12 protein-coding genes are annotated in these 21129 nt (G+C 57.1%); 6 read left to right on the forward strand and 6 right to left on the reverse strand.

Features of this window, described 5'->3' with window-relative positions; genetic code table 11:
- Positions 1-104: 104 nt before the first annotated feature.
- The 3 genes from FIU93_RS22000 to FIU93_RS22010 form a co-directional block, all read right to left on the reverse strand.
- Positions 105-1427, reverse strand: a complete 1323-nt coding sequence (locus FIU93_RS22000) for a capsular biosynthesis protein (RefSeq protein WP_152506752.1) — start codon at positions 1425-1427, stop codon at positions 105-107.
- The gene (locus FIU93_RS22005; protein ID WP_208993338.1) at positions 1411-2760 is read right to left on the reverse strand and encodes a capsular biosynthesis protein; all 1350 of its coding nucleotides are present in this window, start codon (positions 2758-2760) and stop codon (positions 1411-1413) included. The genes FIU93_RS22000 and FIU93_RS22005 overlap by 17 nt, the downstream gene beginning before the upstream one ends.
- Positions 2761-2833: 73 nt before the next feature.
- A complete protein-coding gene (locus tag FIU93_RS22010; RefSeq protein WP_055653909.1) occupies positions 2834-3964 on the reverse strand; it encodes a polysaccharide biosynthesis/export family protein in 1131 nt (376 codons plus the stop codon).
- Between the two features lie 321 nt (positions 3965-4285).
- Between FIU93_RS22010 and FIU93_RS22015 the strand changes: the two genes are divergently transcribed.
- The 6 genes from FIU93_RS22015 (at position 4286) to FIU93_RS22040 (ending at position 15463) form a co-directional block, all read left to right on the forward strand.
- Positions 4286-5386, forward strand: coding sequence for an AGE family epimerase/isomerase (locus FIU93_RS22015; protein ID WP_353621960.1), 1101 nt, complete (start codon positions 4286-4288; stop codon positions 5384-5386).
- A 137-nt stretch (positions 5387-5523) separates the two neighbouring features.
- Complete coding sequence (gene folD, locus FIU93_RS22020) at positions 5524-6435, forward strand: bifunctional methylenetetrahydrofolate dehydrogenase/methenyltetrahydrofolate cyclohydrolase FolD (protein WP_022999442.1); 912 nt, start codon at positions 5524-5526, stop codon at positions 6433-6435.
- A gap of 240 nt (positions 6436-6675) precedes the next feature.
- Positions 6676-8658 (forward strand): autotransporter assembly complex family protein, encoded by a 1983-nt coding sequence (locus FIU93_RS22025; protein ID WP_209010200.1) that lies wholly within the window; start codon positions 6676-6678, stop codon positions 8656-8658.
- A gap of 5 nt (positions 8659-8663) precedes the next feature.
- Positions 8664-13010, forward strand: coding sequence for a translocation/assembly module TamB domain-containing protein (locus tag FIU93_RS22030; protein WP_152506754.1), 4347 nt, complete (start codon positions 8664-8666; stop codon positions 13008-13010).
- A 218-nt stretch (positions 13011-13228) separates the two neighbouring features.
- The gene (locus FIU93_RS22035) at positions 13229-13579 is read left to right on the forward strand and encodes a helix-turn-helix domain-containing protein (protein ID WP_075282623.1); all 351 of its coding nucleotides are present in this window, start codon (positions 13229-13231) and stop codon (positions 13577-13579) included.
- A 426-nt stretch (positions 13580-14005) separates the two neighbouring features.
- Positions 14006-15463 carry an NAD-dependent succinate-semialdehyde dehydrogenase gene (locus FIU93_RS22040; RefSeq protein ID WP_055653901.1) on the forward strand — a complete coding sequence of 486 codons (1458 nt, stop codon included), beginning with the start codon at positions 14006-14008 and terminating at the stop codon, positions 15461-15463.
- A 33-nt stretch (positions 15464-15496) separates the two neighbouring features.
- Here the strand turns inward: FIU93_RS22040 and FIU93_RS22045 are convergent, their stop codons facing one another.
- From FIU93_RS22045 to FIU93_RS22055, 3 genes are all read right to left on the reverse strand, one after another.
- Positions 15497-18262, reverse strand: a complete 2766-nt coding sequence (locus tag FIU93_RS22045; protein WP_209010201.1) for an EAL domain-containing protein — start codon at positions 18260-18262, stop codon at positions 15497-15499.
- Between the two features lie 76 nt (positions 18263-18338).
- Positions 18339-19400 carry a FecR family protein gene (locus tag FIU93_RS22050; protein WP_209010202.1) on the reverse strand — a complete coding sequence of 354 codons (1062 nt, stop codon included), beginning with the start codon at positions 19398-19400 and terminating at the stop codon, positions 18339-18341.
- Between the two features lie 326 nt (positions 19401-19726).
- Entirely contained in the window at positions 19727-20758 is a 1032-nt protein-coding gene (locus tag FIU93_RS22055; RefSeq protein ID WP_209010203.1) for a FecR domain-containing protein, read from the reverse strand.
- Between the last annotated feature and the right edge of the window lie 371 nt (positions 20759-21129).

Genomic DNA, 21129 nt, shown 5'->3' on the forward strand with positions numbered 1-21129 from the left:
CTCAAGGATCCCGCCCTCGACAGCCGCTTGAAGCCGGGCTTCCAAAGGCCGAAGCTCCGGATCGGCAATCTTCAACGCCGACTTATGCCCCTTCAACCAACCGATCACAACGGCACTCCGAGCGAACGTGCCCTGGCGAGCCTGGGAGGAGGATCGACATAGGCTCCGAAGGCGTTCAAGTCTCTATTGGCAATCTTTTCGGCAATGTTTTTTGCCGCAACTGCGACACCTTCCGAATTGTGGATTGAACCTCTCACCTGCGTTGAAGCTGCCAGCGCCTGAACGTAAGTGAGGAGAAGGTCACGATCCGGCTGATCCGGATTATTCCAGAAACTCGCCAGATCACCCTGGTGGGTCAGGCCGGCAATATCATAGTGGGCCGGCACCAGCGTCTTCACCGGCACACCAGCTTGCAAGGCTTCCAGCCCGGCGGTGGAATTCAGTGTCACGACCCCGAGCGCCTGCTCGAACGGCTTTGCAAGGCCGCCGCCATCGAGAAAATGCACCCGGTGCTGCAAGCCGAAGCGGTCTGCAAGTAGATTGGCAACACCCGGCCAGTCTTCGAAGCCGACATCGAGAGGGTGGCTCTTCAAGACCAGATGAACGTCGTCATCTGCCACTTCGGCCAAGGAGCGGAAAACGACCTCCAGAACCTCTTCAAAACTCTGAAATGGTGAATGTCTGCGCAACTGGAAATCTCCCTCCAGCTGCAACGGCAGCACGTAATAGCGAACCGCCTTCTCCTGCAATTCCGCAAGCTGGCGTTCTGCTGCCCTGTTCCTCCGCTTTTCCGTCAACAGCCTGACTGCTCCGCGCAGATATTCAGCGACCGGGGAATAGATCGTGTGCCGCTGATAGGCGGGATAGAGCGGCTTCAGGAAGACATTCGTCAGGTTATAAACTATGTCTGGAGCTGTCTGGAGCCAGAAGCTGGAGGGATAACGCGGGGTGAGATCCACCGCCTCCGCAGTCTCGGCTATACGCCTTATCGCAGCCGGGTCGGAAGGAAAGTGACTGAGCGTGGACAAACCGGTTCGCTCCAGCGTCATCCAGCCGGGCCGCAATGCCCCAAGTTCTGTCACGGCAACATAAACGCCTAGCCGGACTGCCTTTTCGACAGCAACGCGATGGTAAAGGCGCTGATCCCCATGAAGAACGAGATCTGTGATCTCGTGTTTGCGCAGATAGTCTTCTATGTAGGCCGGCCATTCGGATGGCTGCCCCTTGAAACTGATACAGCCCTTTCCGTGCCAATGTAGCCAGTCACCAGCGCAGAAGTTGATCCGGTGAACATCAAACCCGAGGGCTTTGAGGCAATCACCCGTTTGCTTGTAGAGCGGAGATAACGGTCCCTGCAGAAATAAGACCCGTCTTACGACGTTTGGGCGAGTTTCCGTTGCCACAGACGGCTCAACCGCGCCAGACATGTGTCCACCGTTCGGTTTTGCCACGCCGTTCCAGTTGTTCGGAAAAGGTCGTTGCGATCCCTCTCGCCTGCGCCTTTTGTAAACGAGGCGGCATTTCACAGAATGCTTGCGGCAAATTAACCGTGTCCGCAATCATCCGTTCCGCCATCATGTCGGCAGCCGCCTCTCTGCCTTCCTTGGTGTAGAAACATCCCTTGACCTGAATGGACGCGGCAAGCAACCGTTCAAGCGCATCCAGCAGATCCTGATCCGGCATCGTCGGGTTGCGCCAGAAATCATCAAGAGGGTTCTGGCAGGTCAGCCCCGCGATATCATAAAGTGCGATGCCAAGAACCTTCGTGGGGCAATTCGCTCTGAGGGCATGCAGACCGGTGGTGCTGTTTATCGTCAATGAGCCTGCTGCGTGTTCCAAAAGCCGGTTCAGGTTGCCACCATCCACCAGAACCACACGTTTCTTGACCCGATATTTCTTGGCGAGCGTCCGCAGGATTCGCCCCCAAGGCTCCATGCCATTGTCCAGAGGGTGGACCTTGAAGACAAGGCGCGCCGCGGCAGGTGCGTTTTCTGCAAACGACTTGATGACCTCCTCCGCAGCATCCGCAATATGGTCGTACTGGGAGTTATAGCGCAGCTGATAGTCGCTCTGAAGCTGAAGGGGAAAGACGTAGTATGGCAGGCCAGTCGCAATAATGTCGTCAATCACGTGGTGGGCATGCCTGTTGCGGCTTTTGGCGAGCGAGAATCGCGGAATATTGCTCAGGTAGTCGATCAGCGGATGATAAAGCTTGTCACGGACATACCTGGGATATGACAACGCGAAGATCACGTTCGACATATTGTAGGTTACCTCGTTCACCGCTTCGTTGATGAACGGGTACTTGTAAAGTGCCTGCCGGTCGATATCCGGAAGGCTGCTGCCTACTTTCATGATGAGTTCCGGATCATCCGGAAACCGGGAGTGCGCGGACATTCCGCAATGCTCGAGCGTTATCCAGTCCGGACGCAGATAGCCATTCTCAAAGGTCAGACACGTTATGCCGAGTTCCGCCCCCACTTCCGCCGCTGCGACATGATAAGGCACACGATCCGCGTAATAGACGATGTGGGTAATCTTCTGGTCGAGACAGTAGGCTCGAAGCCAGTTTGGCCAGTTTCGCAAGGAACCGCGATAGGATGTACATCTGCGGTCGTGCCAACCGATCCAGTCGCCGGCACACAGGTTCACACGGCGTGTGGACGCCCCTGCTTTTTCAAGGCTGTCGGCAATGGTTCGCGCAAAAACGCCAGGCGGCCCTTGCAGAAACAGCACCACCATTGAACTGACTGAAACCATGCAATCTGCCAACCTACCGGCTTTAACGGCCCACCATGTTTATCTGAGCCGTTAAATCTTCTTACGGCAACTGTTATTCTGTGAGGTTACTTACCACAGAGTAGTTGCTGATGAGCGGTGCGATGATTTGTAGGAACTTGCCAAGCTCAGCAGTCGGATGGTTCGAAACGAACAGGATGTCCTTGTCCCGCATTTCGAATTTCTGCGACATGAAAAAGCCCTTCGGATCGCGAAGGCTCAGTTTATATACAAGTGGAACGCTCTGCGAGCCCGTCAATTTGTCCGCGAGAAGAGGCTTGAGCTTTCGCACAAGCGCAGCATCTTCGAAGCGGAACAGGAACACACCGTTTGCATCCGCGCGATCATCCCGCAAACCACCCACCGTCGCCAGGGCCTCGGCCATTGTGACGGTTTTCGTCCTGAACGGAACGAGCTGGTTTGCCTTGAGGGCACCAAAAGCAGAGAAAGTACGCGGGCGATGCGACAGAAGAATGTTGTCGTTCGGCGCGATCAGAACGTTGTTTTCCGGATAGTCGATCAGATCTTCCAGACGCGTGGTACCGGCGCGATTGCCGCGCTTCAGCGTAACCACGGTCTCATAGGTCGCGTCGCGCGCGCCACCTGCCTGCGCAACGAGGTCAAGCAGGCGAGTATTTCGCAGCGGCAGCGGATAAACGCCCGGCTTGGCGACATCGCCGACGACAACCGCGGTTGAGCTCAGCTTGTCTCGGAGAGAAATCAGAACCTGCGGCTCAACGGCCTTGCCAACGAGTTTCTGCTGCACCGATTGGCGCAAGCCCTCAATGCTGAGGCCTGCTGCCCGTATACGGCCAGCGTACGGCACGAAGATATAGCCGCTCTCGTCAACAACGGACGGAATGTTGCTCGACCCGCCACCGCCACTGCTGAACAGGCCGTCTGGCGACGCTTCCCAGATAGTGACATTCAGCGTGTCGCCAACGCCGAGGAGCGTTGAAGACCCGCCACTTCCAACTCCGTGGAACTGGTTGGCGAAAGCGAGTGGGCGGTAATTCTTGATGGTGTCAATATTGGACGGTTCGACAACGACGACGGTGTAATCACCCGTCTGCGCGCTGGTTTCGACATCTTGCGACGAAATATTTATCGCAGCCGGGCCCTCGCCCGGCAGGGCGGAGCATCCAAACAGAACTCCGGCAGCCGCCAATACTGACAAAAAACGCATTAGTACCCAATCCACCCAAATTGCTGCCAAGTCTGGTAACACCCTCTTGCAAGGTTGTCCAAGACGCATCGCAGCTTTCCCCGGGAGAAACCTCCCAGCTGTGACTTTGCTGTAACACTACACCGTCTTTTCCTAGTGAATTGATAAATTTCCAATTTATCGTCTTCTGTTCGGCATGTGAGCGTCGATAATCGAATTCAGCGTCAGAGCTTCCAACATCTGTCTTCGGGGTATCTTATGACCGCCAGCAACCGGCATAACGACATTAAAAACATTAAAATTCTCTCGTCAGAATTAACAATCTGGCTGCGGGATTCTGCCTTGCCGCTCTGGTCAACTGCCGGTATCGACCCGCAAACAAAAACCAGTCTTGACGTTATCGACCTCAATACTGGTGCCGGCCTTCCGGTCACGCGGCGCGCGCGGGTCGTGAGCAGGCAGATCTATTCCTTTCTGGAAGGCAAGAAGCTCGGGTGGACGGGACCAGCCGAGGAATTAGCGGCCGAACTTTATGGCTGGTACACGAGCACTTTCCTGATGCCGGACGGACACTACGCCTCTTGTGTTGACATGAATAACACAGTCACAGACACGAGTTTCGACCTCTACAATCAGTCTTTTTCCCTCTTTGGCTTCGCCAAGCTGGCAGCGGATCTTCCCGCCTGTAAAACCAGAGCAAGCGAACACGCAGACAAGCTGCTGGCTCATCTGATGACGGCCTATCGTCATCCGGAAGCAGGATTTCAAGAAGCCTCTCCCGCGAAGGCACCGCTTTGCTCCAATCCGCACATGCACATGTTCGAAGCGTGCCTCGCATGGGAAAAAGTCTCCTCAGATTCTGCCTGGGCGGACCTTGCCGATGAGATCGCCGAACTTGCCCTGACGCGTTTCATCGACCCGGTTTCAGGCGGGCTTCGAGAATTCTTCAACAGCGACTGGACCCCATTTGATGGTGACAAGGGCCGTGTCATGGAGCCCGGTCACCAGTTCGAATGGGCGTGGCTCCTGACAAGATGGGGGCAATCGAGAATGGATGCGGGCGCCCTGATTGCTGCGCGGCGCCTCTATGACATTGCATGGACATACGGCATAGACGAAAGCCGCGGTGTTGCCTTCATGGCCTTGAACGACGATTTTTCCGTCAGAGACCCCATGGCACGCCTGTGGGGACAGACGGAATGGATCAAGGCCGCCGTCGCTCTGGCAGAAGTTTCAACCGGCGCGGAAAGGGACGCCTACCTGGCAGATATTCCGGAAGCCGTCCAGGCACTGAAGGTCTATTTTGCAGACGTCCCCGCCGGCTTGTGGCGAGACAAGCTCTCTCCCGACGGAACCTTCGTCGATGAACCTGCACCGGCAAGTTCGCTCTATCACATCGTTTGCGCCATCTCGGAACTTCACGATTTCGCAGAATCACTTTGACCGGGCCGTCGGCGTCAAAAAGGCGTGCATGGCGAAACCAGAGCAGTAAAAGACGCATTCGGCCTTTTTCATTTCGATACAGAGCTCTATAGCTTGTCGCCGGTTTAAGAAGACGTGCGACCTAATGAGGAGGCCGAATGCCCAAGGCTCAGATCATCGATGGCAAGGCTATCGCGGAAAGTGTCAGGCAAGAAATCACCAACCGGGCAGCCAAGCTGCTGGAAACCAGCGGCAAACGCCCCGGTCTGGCGGTCGTCCTGGTGGGTGAGGATCCTGCCAGCCAGGTCTACGTACGCAATAAGGACAAGGCCGCCGAAGCCTGCGGTTTTCACTCCGTGAAACACACGCTCGCTGCCGACACCAGCGAGGACGCTGTGCTGGCACTTGTCGACCAGCTCAACAACGACCCTGATATTCACGGAATTCTGGTGCAGCTGCCTTTGCCGGGACATATCGACGAGAGCAAGGTGCTGCGCCTCATCCGCCCGGAAAAGGACGTCGACGGTTTCCATCCTGTCAATGTTGGACTGCTGACTGCCGGAGAACGGGACAGTGCGCTGGTGCCCTGCACACCTGCCGGTAGTCTGGTGCTGTTGAAGCGCACACTCGGTGACACGCTCTCGGGTCTCAACGCAGTCGTGGTGGGCCGATCCAACATCGTCGGCAAACCCATGGCGAGCCTTCTGCTTCAGGAAAGCTGCACTGTCACGATCGCTCACAGCCGCACAAGAGACCTGCCGGACGTCGTGCGTTCCGCGGACATTGTCGTCGCGGCGGTCGGTCGGCCGGAGATGATCAAGGGCGATTGGATCAAACCGGGCGCGACCGTTATCGATGTCGGCATCAACCGAATCCCGGCTCCGGACCTGGGTGAAGGCAAGGCTCGCCTGGTTGGCGATGTGAACTTTGCAGAAGCAGCAGAGGTTGCAGGTGCCATAACACCGGTTCCCGGCGGCGTTGGTCCAATGACGATTGCCATGCTGATGGTCAACACCTTGACGGCTGCTCGCCGTCTGCTTGACCTCCCGGAGGAAGAAGCGCTTTTTTGAGTAATAACCGGCCGGCACGAAAGCGCGCGCAAGAATACTTTCGCGCGTTCTTTCGGCACATTCACTAAAGTCTTGTGCCACCTTCTCTCTTGAACTCGTTCCGGCGCCATGGTCTATCGTGTTTGTATTCGCTTAACCATGGCCCTTTAAGGTGCGTAACGTAGGGGCTGCAAACGCAGATGGTTGAATTGCGCTGTTATCAGATGCAATTCGGCTGACCAATTAAACAGGCGGCAGTGAGTGAAGGGTCTACCGTCTTGCAAGTCCGGCAGGTTCGCCGGCAAGCGTTTCAACGCATTTTCCTCATTGGCAGCCTGGTTGGCTGGCGGTGTTTCTTTTGTTGCCTTGCGCCCGGCTGGTGCTGGGTTGGCCTGTGCCCTTCTTCTTGCTGCTCCCCTTCCCGCAAATTCCTTTGAAATATTCGGCTGGAAGTTTTTCGAATCGGCGGAAGACGAAGCCAACGCTGTTCCCGATCCCCTGCCCTACGAGGCAGACCTGACAATCTCCAATGGTGCGGATGATCTCACCAAGGAATTGAGAGACGCCTCGCTGCTGGTGCAGCAACAGGAAAAGCCTCCCTCCGGCGAGGCAGGCCTGCTCGCACGCTCTCTTTCTGATCGCGAACGGCTGATCGCCCAGCTTTATGCCGATGGCCGCTACGGTGGAACTGTCGATATCACGCTTGCAGGCATTCCGCTTGAAACCGCTCTTGAACAAAGTGATTTGCCTGACGCTCGGCCGGTGAAGGTTGAGATTCTGGTCAATCCGGGGCCGGTCTTCACCTTCAGCAATATCGACGTTTCGTCCCAGGACGGCGATCTGTCCACCGACCCGTCCTTCTGGGGCCTCGCGAAAGGCGAGGTCGCTGCTTCCGGCAAGATCCTGACGGCGGAAAAGCGCATGATCGCGGTTCTGCGCGATCGCGGGTATCCGAAGGCGCGGATCGCGGAACGCCGGATAACGGCGGACCATAGCACCAACACCCTCGCCGTGGTGCTGATCGCCGATGCCGGCCATCAGGCACGTTTCGGCCCGGTCTCGGTCAAAGGTACGGAAGTCACTGACCCGGATTTCGTCGTCCAGCAGGCAATGCTTCCGGTCGGAGGCGTCTATTCGCCTGAAGACCTGGCCCGTGCACGCAAACGGCTCAACGAACTCGGCATCTTCTCGTCCATCCGGCTCGTGGAAGGTGAAATCGAAGGGCCAGACGGCACCATGCCGGTCACCATCGAGGTGAGCGAGCGCAAGCGCCACGTGATCGGTGCCGGTGCTTCCTGGTCCAGTACCGAGGGCTTTGGTGTCGAATCCTATTGGCGCAGAAGAAATCTCTTCGGCCGCGGCGAATTGCTCTCTGTTGAAGGGTCCGTTGGCAGGATCGGCAACGAGAGCGTCCTCGACATGGAGTACTCGGCGCGGATCGCCTTTGAAAAGCCAGGCGTTTTCGGCCCGCTTACCAGCTTTTCGACCAGCCTGCAGGCACGCCAGGAACATCCTGACGCCTACAAGAGCCGGTCGATTACCTATGACGCCTATCTCAACAGGGAATTTTCCGAGCAGCTGAAAGGCCGCGCGGGCGCCGAGGTCTTTTACGCCAATGAAGAAGACGCCTTCGGCGATGGCGACTATCTGCTGGTTGGACTGCCGGCGGACCTCACCTTCGATAACCGTGATGACAAGCTCAATCCGTCCAAGGGGATTTTCGCAGCCCTGTTTGCGGAGCCCGCTTACGATACCCTGAACAGCAACGCGATGGGTTTCATCAAAGGCACTGTTTCCAGTTACTATGCGCTCGATCAGGCCAAGCGTTTTATTCTTGCGGGCCGCGTCTCCACAGGGTCGATCCTGGCGCCGTCCGTGGAATCGGTTCCCGCCAGCCGGCGGTTCATCGCCGGTGGTGGCGGGTCCATCCGTGGCTACGCCTATCGCAACGTCGGTCCACGCAAGGATGGTGAAGTTACCGGTGGACGCTCAATTATCGAGCTTTCCGGTGAAGTTCGCGTCATGGTAACCGAAACTATTGGAATTGTTGGATTTGTTGATGCAGGTAATGCATACGAAGACAGCATTCCTGATTTTTCCGAGAGCCTGAAGGTGGGCGTTGGCGCTGGTCTGCGCTACTTTACTCCAATAGGCCCGCTTCGAGTCGATGCTGCGGTGCCGCTGGATCCGGGACAGGATGACCCGGACTTCGCCCTTTATGTAGGTTTGAGCCAGGCGTTCTAACGCAGATGCGTTTTCTGAAACTTTCCTTGCGAATCTTCGGATTCCTGATCGCGGTTGCGATTGCTGTTCCCGTCCTCGCCCTTTGTGCCCTGCAAGTGCCGGCGGGCCGCACCTTTGTGTCCAGCGTCGTCAGCACGCTTGCCTCGTCCGACAATCAGACCATCACGATCGAAAATTTGTACATCAGCTTTGGGCTGAAGGCTGAAGTCGGCAAGGTCTCCCTGGCCGACAAGGAAGGAACCTGGCTGAACGTCGAGAACGTTGCCGCCGACTGGCATCCCATGCGGCTCCTTGCCGGCAATCTCGATATTTCTTCTCTCACCGCATCCCGGATAGATCTGGAAAGAACACCTGTCCAACCACCGGCTGAAGAGGTGGCAGCGACCGAGGAGAGCAGCTCTTCGGGCGGTGTATCGCTGCCATTTAACGTCACTCTCGAACGTCTGGGCCTTGACGAAATCAACCTCGGCGCTCCCCTGCTGGGTGTACCTGTCTCCCTGACGGCCGCAGGATCAGGCTCTTTCGCGCTCGACCCGGCGCTTGTCACTGCCGATCTCGACCTGCACCGGATCGACGGCATAGAAGCCGGTCTTGTGGCCAAGGCACAGTTTGAACCCGCCGCCGAAACGCTTGCCTTCGATATTGAAGTGTCCGAACCGCGCGGGGGTCTTGCCGCACGGCTTCTTGAAGTTCCCGACCTGCCTGCGCTGGATCTGTCGCTCAAAGGTGATGGTCCCCTGACCGACTGGGCAGCCAACCTGAGTGTGGCTCTCGATGACAGGACCACCGTCACTGGTTCGGCAAAAATCGAGGAAAATGCATCCGAACGGCATCTGGCCTTCGATCTGGACGGCGATCTCGCGCCACTTGCACCTCCCGCGGCACAAGCCTTTCTGCTCGGAACGACAAATGCCAAAGGAGCTGCCAGGTTCTCTACGGAGTTCGCCCCTCTTTCGGCCAACCTGACCTTGAAAACACAAACACTTTCTCTGGAAGCAAAGGCCGATCTTGAGAACGATGCCGTCAACGCCACGGCGGATCTTGCCGTAAGTGCCGGGAATGACGCGCTGATTGCGCTCGACCTTGGCGAGAGGCGCATTGCCTTCGGTCCGTTGACCGGAACGGTACGTGTTTCCGGACAACGCTCCGCGGTCGACTGGCAAACCAAGATTGACCTGAAGTCGCTGCAGACAACGGAAGCCAGGACTGGAGCCATCACGCTGTCGTCCTTCGGAAATGGAGCAGATCTCTCCGAAGGAACGCTGACGTCACCCTTCTCGCTTTCGCTTGCCATTGACAGGCTGGAAGGCATTACCCCGCAAACAGAGCCTTTGACCGGTTCACTTGAATTGAAGGCTACAGGCGCCGTGAACGGCTCAACCCAATCGGCCCAGATCAAGGATCTGACCCTTTCAACCGCTGTCGCCTCGCTTGCACTGTCGGACACGAACCTGTCAGCCGACGCTGTCAACGGATCGGGCAGGCTTTCGCTCGCCGACCTTTCCCGTCTGTCGGGGCTGGCAGGCCGCGATCTGGCCGGTGCTTTGAACGGAACATTTTCGCTGGATCTTGATCCAAGCCAACTGTCAGGCACAATCACCAGCGCTCTCGTCACCAGGGATGTCGGGACGGCAATTCCTCAGGCCGACGCGCTTCTTGAAGGTGAAACACGCATCGACGTGGCTGTCGATCTTCAAGGCGTGGACGATATTTCCGTCACCAGTCTCGCTGTTTCGAACAAGGCGCTGGATGCGAAAGGGAATGCCCGTTACCGGCAGAACGAACTCAGTTCCAGCCTGACGACCAGCCTTGCCGATCTCGCAAAGGTCGATCCGCAACTTGCCGGCTCGCTGGAACTCGAAGCGAGCACGGAAGGTCCGATCGACGCGCTTGAAGTGCAGGCGGTTGCCTCTTCAAAGCAGATCATGCTTGCAGGCACACCACTGGATGACTTGAAGCTTTCTGCAGAGGCAACGGCCAATCCCGCCGCGCCTACAGCCAAGATTACCAGCAGTGCCAGCCTGAATGGCCAACCCATTGCCGTTGATGTCGAGCTTACCAGCAAGGACGGTGGGGCAAGTGTCAGCCCGCTTTCCGTCAAACTGGCCGGCAACACCGTGACCGGTGAACTTTCTCTGGCAGATCTCGACAAGCCTGTTGAAACGCTCAAGGGCACGTTGAACATCGATGCTCCGGACCTTGCCTCGCTCTCTCCTCTCCTTCTGACGGAAATCGCCGGACGTGTTCAAGGCACAGTGACAGCCAATCCGGAAACGCGGCAACTCGCACTTGACGTTACCGGAAGCGATATCAGCGTGCCCGCAGTCAGTCTCGGCAGCGTGAAGCTCAAGGCCAATCTTACTGCCCCATACGAGCCGGAAACCGTCACTGCGGACATTCAGCTTTCAGACATCCTGACAGATGCGACCCCGGTTCATGCGGTCAGCCTTCAAGCCCAGCCTCAAAACGGCGGCACCGCGATCACGGCAGACGTCAAGCTGGACAAGAACGGCAAGGATGGCGTGACGCTTGCAGCGCAGGTGAACGAACCGGAAGCTGGCTCCTACGTCGTCGCCCTGTCCGAGCTTGCCATGCGATATCAGGGTATCGCCAGCCAGTTGAAGCAGCCGACAACCATTTCCTATGCGGCCGGTGAAGCGACGATCGAACCACTGGAGCTTCAGCTTGGCAATGGCTCGCTTGCCGTGTCCGGCAAGGCCGGCGAGACGCTTGACCTGAACGCCAACCTGACATCCATTCCGCTCAATCTTGCCAACGCCTTTGTCCCCTCGCTTGGTCTCGGCGGTGCTCTTTCCGGGAAAGTATCTGCCTCAGGCAGCTCATCGGCTCCCGAAGCGACCTGGTCGATCTCCGGAACAGGTCTGACGGCTAACGAGTTGCGAAACAACGGTCTGGCCGCGCTCAGTCTGTCGACCTCAGGCACATTGAAGAACAACCGGATCGACCAGACAACCAAGGTCAGCGATCCGAATGGACTGAACCTCACGGCTGCGGGAACGGTCGGGCTGCAGAAACCCAATCCGATTGCTCTTACCCTGAATGGCAACGTGCCGACTGCGGCTCTCAGACGCCCCATGATCGAGGCAGGTTTGCGCGGTGAAGGCACAATCGCCCTGAGCGGCAATGTCGGCGGTTCGGCAGCAGCCCCCACTTACCAGATCACCGCCACGCCCAACGGTTTGAAGATCACCAGCCTGTCGACAGGTATCACTGTTCAGAACATTCGCGGCACGGCTTCTGTCAGCCAGAACGAAGCGTCGCTAAACGGCATTGCCGGTGACCTCGCGACGGGTGGCTCCATGTCTGCGTCAGGCACTGTTGGCATGAAGGACGGATTTCCGGCGGATCTCAGCCTGAAACTGGACAATGGGCGCTACGTCGATCCTGGCCTGGTGACTGCGGAAGTGGATGCGGATCTCAAGGTTTCCGGTCCGCTTGCTTCTACCAGCGCATCTGCTCTTATCAGCGGTCAGGTATCGATCAACAAGGCGGACGTCTCAATTCCCGAGTATCTGCCCGGTGCGATACCTCCCGTTGATGTTCGGCATATCAATGCTTCCAAGGCGATCCAGCAGCAGGTTGCAGAACTTGGTGGCGAAGTCTCCCAAACACAGACCCAGCAAAAGACCTTCCCGCCGCGTCTGGACATCGTCCTGTCCGCACCGGGACGGATCTTCATTCGCGGTCGTGGTCTTGATGCGGAACTACAGGGCAATCTCAAGATCGTCGGCACAACGGCCTCGCCGCAGGCAATCGGTGCTTTCGGACTGAAGCGTGGCCAGCTCGACATTCTCACACGCCGCCTGATCTTCTCTCGCGGCAACGCCACTTTCGAGGGCTCACTGACACCAGTCCTCGACTTTGCGGCAACGACAGTCGTGAGCGACACCACCATCACCGTTACCGTGAGCGGCGAGGCAGACGATCCCCAGATCGCGTTCTCCTCGTCCCCCGAACTTCCGCAAGATGAAGTTCTGGCACTGCTTCTGTTCGGCAAAAGCGTCGGCAACCTGTCGCCCACACAGGTGGCACGGCTTGCGGCGGCCATAGCCACGCTCACCGGGGGCAGCGACAACGGACCGCTTGCCACGATCCGGAAGTCTCTGGGTCTGGATGCCATCGACATCAACACGGACGGGGACAACGGCCCTTCGGTCGCTGTCGGAAAATACATCAATGACAACATCTACGTCGGCGTTGAACAAGGCACGGGTACCGGTTCCAGCCGGGTGAAGGTCGACATTGATCTGGACCGCGGACTGAAGGTCCGTGGTGAAGTCGGTGCGGACGGATCTTCTAAGGCCGGTATCTTTTTTGAACGCGAGTATTGAGCCCACTCCCGTTCCCGGCAAATCTGACAGGGGCGAAGCGTGTAGCCGCCGCTGGAAACCGCGATTGCGACAAATTGCCCGCCAACGGTTGCGGTGCACTTGTGTCTCGTGCGAGTGTGCCCGCCATGACCAAACAATTTATGAGAAATACTCCGTCCCATCCGGAGGAAACCGTTTTTTCGGTGACGGAGACAGCCGTGAATGACGGGGGTGCAATCATGTCGGTAAACAGCAGTGACTACACTCTGGGTGAACGGATCTGCAAGGCGCGCGATGCCTCCAATCTTTCGACCGCCCAGCTTGCACGTCGGCTGGGCATCAAGACATCCACCCTGCAGAGCTGGGAAAGTGACCGGTCCGAACCGCGTTCCAACAAACTCGTTTTGCTTGCCGGTATCTTGAATGTAAGCCCGACGTGGCTGCTGGTTGGCCGGGGGACACCGCCGGTTTCGGAAAGCAGCACGACCTCCGATCTCGATAGCATGCGTGTTGCCCTCGACAGGGTTCAACGCCAGGCTCAGGCACTTGCCGACGAGATTGCCACGCTACAGGATCGTCTTGAAGGCTGATCCATTTCGCTGAATGACCAATCTTCTTGTAACGGCCGCCAATAAAAAGGTGGCCGTTTTCAAACGTGTGATTTGCTTGGCTCAAAATTCTGCAAAGCAATGGGACTGGTGTCCTTCGGCGCAGGCGTTAAGTGGATTATCCGCGTCCCCGCCCCTCTTGGGTCGCCAGACCGTGGCCTGACTGCTTGTTTGTCTGCCTACTATTTTCCGGCACAGTACGCTTGGCCGGGAAAAGCGCTTGCCAGACCTCGCGCCTCCCCCCTATCTCTAGGTCAACGATTTCCTGGCCGGAATCGAGCTAAGGCCCGAAAGCTGGACCCTCCAGCCTTTCTGGCTCCGCTCCTCGCGTTCGTCAGAATGCACTCACTGCCGGGCGATCCGTCAGACCACCAGCGTCTGCCCCTCTCACGGTTCAGGAAACTACCCATGTCATTGAATGCTGCACTCTTGAAGGAAAAAGTGTTTATCGGCGGAGCATGGAGCGATGCGGACAGCGGACAGACGGTCGCCGTAACCAACCCTGCGACCGGAGAGACGATCGGAACCGTTCCCTTCTGCGGGCGCCCTGAAACCGCAAGGGCGATTGCGGCTGCCGAGGCCGCGCTTCCCGCCTGGAAAGCGTTGACGGCCGAGGCGCGGGCCAACCATATGCACGCTCTCTGCGATGCTATCATGGCCGACCTGGACGACCTGGCCGCCCTCCTGACCACGGAAATGGGCAAGCCGCTTGCTGAAGCCAAAGGCGAGATTGCGCTTGGTGTGAAATACATCCGTTTCTTTGCCGAGGAAGGCAAACGGGTTTATGGCGACACCATCCCCTCGCCCTGGGCAGACCGCCGCATTCTGGTGACCAAGGAACCTGTCGGGGTCGTCGGCTCGATCACCCCCTGGAATTTTCCGAATTCGATGATTGCCCGCAAGCTTGGCGCAGCCCTGGCCTCCGGCTGCACAATGGTGATGAAGCCTGCCGAATTCACCCCTTATTCAGCGCTGGTCTACGGCGTGATGGCGGAAAAGTCCGGTCTTCCCAAGGGCGTGATCAACATCATCACAGGTGACGCTCCGGCGATTGGCGAGGAGATGTGCGAGAACCCCGTTCTGCGGAAACTGACGTTCACCGGTTCAACCCGTGTCGGCAAGCTGCTGGCCGGGAATGCTGGCCGCAACATGAAGAAGATCTCCATGGAGCTCGGCGGCAACGCGCCCTTTATCGTTTTCGACGATGCCGACCTCGACAAGGCTGTCGAAGGAGCAATTGCCAGCAAGTTCCGCAACTCCGGGCAGACCTGTGTCTGTGCCAACAGGCTCTATGTGCAGGCAGGCGTCTACGACGCTTTTGCCCAGAAGCTGAAGGACGCGATGGCGGCGCAGCTGAAGGTCGGCAACGGTCTTGAAGCCGGAACGACCCAAGGCCCGCTGATCAACGAAGCTGCTGTCGAAAAGGTCGCCGATCACGTGCAGGATGCGCTGTCCAAGGGTGGTGAACTTATTACAGGCGGACACCGCCCCAACGGACCGGGAACGTTTTTCGAGCCGACACTGATCACCAAGGCGACGTCCGATATGAAGGTGGCGCGCGAAGAAACCTTTGGCCCGCTTGCCGTTCTGTTCAAGTTCGACACTGAAGAAGAAGCGGTGCGACTTGCCAATGACACCGAATTCGGTCTCGCCTGCTACTTCTATACCAAGGATCTTGGCCGCACCTTCCGCGTCATGGAACAGCTTCAGTATGGTCTTGTCGGGGTCAACGAAGGTGTCATTACGACGGAGGTTGCTCCCTTTGGCGGCGTCAAGGACAGCGGCATGGGCAACGAAGGCTCGAAGTACGGTCTGGACGATTATCTGAACGTGAAATACAGCTGCATCGGCGGCCTCGGCATGTAATTGCCTTGCGTCCCGGCCCAACGCCGGGACGCATTACGCTGCGTTGAGCAGTGTCGACTGAAGATTGGCGGAACTCATGGGGCGCCCGAAAAGGTAGCCCTGACCGTACTTGCAGCCCAGTTCACGAAGCCGCTCAGCCTGTTCAACGGTTTCGATGCCCTCGACGATGACGGACATTCCATAGCCCTTCGCCATATGCAGAACTGCCTCGATTACGGAGATGTCCTGTTTGCTGGCGATCGACTGGCGAACAAATGTCTTGTCGAGCTTGATCTTCGAGAACGGATATTTGGGCAGGTAGCCGAGTGAAGAATAGCCGGTCCCGAAGTCGTCCAGTGAGAAGCTGCAGCCGAACGCCCGCATTTCTTCCATGGCAAACTTCAGGTCGAGCGTTTCATCGATGAACAGGGATTCCGTGATCTCGAGATCCAAGCGGTCCGAAGGGAAGCCGGTTCGTTGCAGCGCCTCGCCGACAGTGGCAACAAGATTGCCGCGGCTGAACTGTATGGCTGACACATTGATGGACAGACGAAGGTGGCTCGACCAGGTCAGCGCTTCCTTCATTCCCCTGTTCAATGCCCAGGCCCCCAATTCAACGATATAACCGTTCTCCTCGGCAATCGGGACAAACTCGGCGGGCGAGATCGGCCCCAGTTCCCGATGGTCCCATCGCAGCAACGCTTCAACGCCGAAGATCGACCGGTCGGCCAGATTGGTGAGTGGCTGATAGACCATGTGCAGCTCGTCACGGACGATAGCCTTGAAGAGTTCCGTCTCCAGTTGGCGCCGGCGCTGTAGCGCTGCGTCCATCTCCGGCAGAAAACGCAGGACCGGCGACCGGTTGTTTCGCCGGACTTTGGCCAGGGCATTGCCGGATTTCTTCAAAAGATGCTCGGGTGTCATGTCTCCGCTGGTAACGATGTACCCGAACTTGAGCTGCACCGAGATTCTGGCGCCTTCGATCTTGTAGTCCTCGCCGATCACTTCCTGGAGCGACTCGATCAGCGCCAGATCCTGATCCGGCTCACAGCGAAATACGCCTGCAAAAACATCTGCTGTAATGGCTGCCCATGTCGTGCGAGCGGAAAGATGGCTTTTCAGACGCATCGCGACCGTTTCACGAAGCTGGTCACCGTAGGAAAATCCGAGCGAAGCAACGATCTGATCGAAATTGGCAATCGCGAATTGAACCAGGCATACTTCCTGGCCCGTGCCGCGAGCCAGCTTAAGCGTTGCGGCAACTTCTTCTTCGAAACCGTTCCGGTTGAAAAGCCCGGTGCTTGGATCGAACCGTGCGAGATAAGCAAGGCGTTCCGCAGATTCCTTTTCTTCCGTCACATCCCGACATGTCAGACAGGCGACCGCTTCGATTTCCATATCGCGCAGTTTCTTCGATTTCGCGACCGTGCGTTCAGAGCGCGTGACGACATATTCGATAAACCGGCGTCTTCCGTCATCCAGGCGCATGTCCAGGATCTTGGCCACCGGCTGACGGTTTCCAGGATCGGCAAGAACTGACAAAGCTTCTTCAACCAGCTCCAGCGGCAGTACATTCCTGGCAGGCTTACCGACAAGAGCATCGCTTTGGAACAACGAGCGGGCCATTTGGCTTGCAGCGGAGACACGACCGTCATTCTGAAGGACGACGATTGCATCAAAGCTGTCGTCGAAGACAAGACCGAGCATACGCTCGCTGTTGCGGCGTCTGACGTTGGCGATGTGCGAGAGGAACTTGTGAAAGCCCAGTTCCCGCAAGACGATGCTTGCGGCTGCCAAAAGCAGAATGAGATGCGAACTTGCGGTCGGCACAAGAACGGGAGCCGACTTCTGGATGGCAATGGCACCAATTTCAAACATGATCGCACAGAGCGCAAGAATGCTGATCTTGAGGGACCAGCCTTCGATTTTCGTCAGAAGCAGAGCGAAGAAAACAAGGAGTGCCCACAGGACCGCAATCCCCTCACCCCTGACTTCCATGGCCCTGTTCTGCAACAGCGTTTCGGCGCCGAGAGCCTGGATTACACTTCCCGGCAAGACATCGTAGACGGGAACAGGAAACAGGTCGCGAAGCTCCTGCGCACTTGCACCGACGATCACCTTCTTGTCCAGAAACAGACCTGGGGCCGCTGACTTGTTCAGGACATCAACAAGCGATACCCGCTCAATCTGTTCCAGTGAGATACTGTAATCAATGCCGAAACTTCCGGCTGCGTCTCCGGTGTACTCACCCAGGAGAGCCGCGGCAGAGATCTCCGAATTCCCATTGATTTCGAAACCGTACAGATTTCGCCAGATGCGGCTGTCGGTTTCCATCGGAACCATGACGACGACCGGCCAGGCAACATTCAGAAACTGTTCGATCGGCTGGTTGACGACTTCCCCAGCGTGCTGTTCAGCCGAAGCAGCTTGCCGAAACACGGCAAGGCTGACCTTACCGGCGCGCTCGATCGCGGCTGCAAACAGCGTGTCATCTTCAGGATTGGAAGCTGAGCTGAAATCGATGTCGAATACGATGTCGCGGGCGCCCGCTTCAGCCAGATGATCTGTCAGGTCGGCATAAAGACGGCGCGGCAATGGCCATACGCCGAGTTCATTCAGGCTTCTGGCATCGATATCCACGACCACGATGTCGCCGGAGACCGGTCTTTCGATCGTGTGGAAACGAAACTCCCATAGAAACCGGTCGAACGCCGTGGTCAGGGCAACCGTGCGCAGAACAGCCACAGCGGCGATCACGCCGACCACGATCAAGACCGCGCTCGCTATCCGTTTCCGCTGTTCAGAGCTTCCGATCAGCACACCCACCGCCCACTTTCTCAGTCCGCACTTCAGGTGTCAGTGGCATAGCCTCGCACCTGCGGCATCCTGATTACCGTCAATTCTTGTTTTTTCCGTTTCCGTTTCCGGAATTGCCTTTGCCGTTCCCGCCGGCATTGTTGTTTCCGCTCCCGGAATTGCCATTTCCATTGCCACCGGAATTCCCGTTGCCGTTACCACCGGAATTGCCGTTACCGTTTCCGCCTGCGTTGTTGTTACCGCTTCCGGAATTGCCATTTCCGTTGCCACCGGAATTCCCGTTGCCGTTGCCGCCGGAATTCCCGTTGCCATTGCCACCGGAATTGCCGTTACCGTTTCCGCCAGAATTCCCGTTGCCATTACCACCGGAATTTCCGTTGCCATTGCCGCCGGAATTGTTGTTACCTTTGCCGCCGGAATTGTTGTTACCTTTGCCGGCATTCCCGTTCGAGTTCGCCGATTTCGCTTCTGCTGCATTTGATGGCACGTTTTTCACGGCCGGCGTTTCGAATGCAGGCGCGCGCTTGGCTCCAGATTTTACGGTCGGTTTGGTGCGACCGCTTACAGACAGGCCAACCCGGTTCGACGGTGCACTGGCAGCAGCCTGACCGGCTGTCAGGTCCACCCTGTCGCCGGAAGCGAAATCTTCCACAGCGACGACGCCACGTTCGACGGAAACGCGTGCCTGCATGCCCTGCACATTGACCTCAAATCGCGTACCTTTGACCACAGCGGCAAAGAACGGGGTTTCGACGGTGAAATGCGGCTGCTGCCGTTTTTCAACATCGACCTCGATCGTCCCCTTTCTCTGCAGCAGTGTGGTCTTTGTTCCATTGCTGCGGAATGATGACATGGCAAAGGTGGTGTTTGGCCCAACGGCAATGGTTTCGCCGCCTCTGCCTATGAGAGCGCGGGCACCTGCTCTGGTTCCGATGGTGTAGCCTTTTTCAAACACCATGCCCTTTTTGACACGGAAAGCTTCCACGCCAGGCGCAACGAAATAAACGATGCCGGACACACGTTTGACGACCCAGTCCGAAGCATTCGCAGCAGCAGGAAACAGGACCAGAGCTGCAAGCAAGAGGACCCGCAGAAGTGATCCTGCTTTCCGCTCGACTGAATACATAGCGTCTTTTTTCATCTTGCTCTTCAACACGTTACGACTGAATGTCAATGCCGTGCGCAGAACCCACGGACAGGTTTATTGAGCTCTACACATCCTGTGTAGCATTTCAGCGTTTAACCCAACGTGAAGACAGGCGGAAAATATTGCCTATGCTCGTCACTAGTTGCGATAAACGACTACTTCAAAACAGAAAGGAGCTAGGTAATCTTCCGTAACATACGGAGTTACCCAGCCCGACCTCCACGACTTGCGTCCGGCAATACGGATTGCTTGTCGTCATATTCCTGGAACGCCTTCAGCAGTAATATCCCGGGCGATGCCTTTTCGCAGACGGAGTGGCGTTACCGACCCTTGCCATTTCCGTTGCCACCGGAATTGCCATTGCCGTTGCCACCGGAATTGCCATTGCCGTTGCCGCCGGAATTGCCGTTGCCGTTGCCACCGGAATTGCCGTTGCCATTGCCGCCGGAATTGCCGTTTCCGTTGCCACCGGAATTACCGTTTCCGTTGCCGCCGGAATTACCGTTTCCGTTGCCACCGGAGTTGCCATTCCCGTTGCCACCGGAGTTGCCGTTGCCATTGCCACCGGAGTTGCCATTGCCGTTGTTCCCCGAGCGGGAATTTCCAGCATTGCCCCGGTTGCCGCCATTGGCAGCTCTTGCTTCAGCTTTGGTAGCTGGCACGTTCTTCACGACGCGTGTTTCGAATGAAGGAGCCCGTTTGGGGCCAGAACGCACCGCAGGCTTGTTCTTTCCGCTGACGGATAAACCGACGCGGCGCGAAGGGTTGGTGGCGGCCGCCTGACCGGCGCCTACGTCGGCACGATCTCCGGATGCAAAGTCATGAACACCGACAACGCCCCGCCCCACATTGACCGACGCAGTCCTGTTGCCGACCTTGACCCTGAACTGAGTTCCTTTGACAACAGCGGCAAGGAAAGGGGTTTCCACTTTGAAATGCCGATACCACCGGCGCTTTACGTCCACATCTACCTGACCAAGGTCCTGGTAGACGACCATTCGCTTGATCAGCACGCCCTTCGGCTCAAGCGTCACAACAGAATTTGGAGAAACAACGAATGTTTCTTCACCCCGATTGATGACTACACGCCCACCGCCGGTCTTGATCTTCCATCCCTTGCGCACCGTCATGCCACGCTTGACGGCAAAGGTCTCGCCGGCACGGGTTTGCACCATGACCCGGCCGCTGACGCGTTCGACCGACCAGTGCCACGGCGTGCCACCTGTCTCCGCGTCTTGCGACAATGCCTCTTGAGAAAACCAGAAGGCCATAAGGGCAGCCAGCAGAAGCGACGCTGCCAACCGCATCCGGAGATCCCAGAACTGTCCAACGTCATCAGCTTTTGCTGCCATGCAACTGGCCTGACCTGAGCAATTGACGTTTATTTTGTTGGACATGGGAGCCCTCTCTTGGCCCAGCTTCGGAAGCTCGGCAAGCTATTCCGCCCCCGTTAACAAGACTTGAATTATAATGGGAAACCTTTTTATTTCATTCTTTTAGTAAAAATTGTTCTATCATCTAACGTTTCCAACTTTTTCCCATATTAGATAAAATTTTAATATTAAAACTATTTAAGATTGTGTTTTTGGATAACTAGAGAAAAATCACAATCATAGATACCTGCGATCCCTGATCGAAATGGCGTATGACGCTCAAAATATTTTTTCAATCATTCCAAAACAAAACGGCCAGGAACCCGTAAGTTCCCGGCCACGCCAGTCAA

The sequence above is a fragment of the Labrenzia sp. THAF35 genome (assembly GCF_009363595.1).
GTDB classification, from domain to species: domain Bacteria; phylum Pseudomonadota; class Alphaproteobacteria; order Rhizobiales; family Stappiaceae; genus Roseibium; species Roseibium algicola.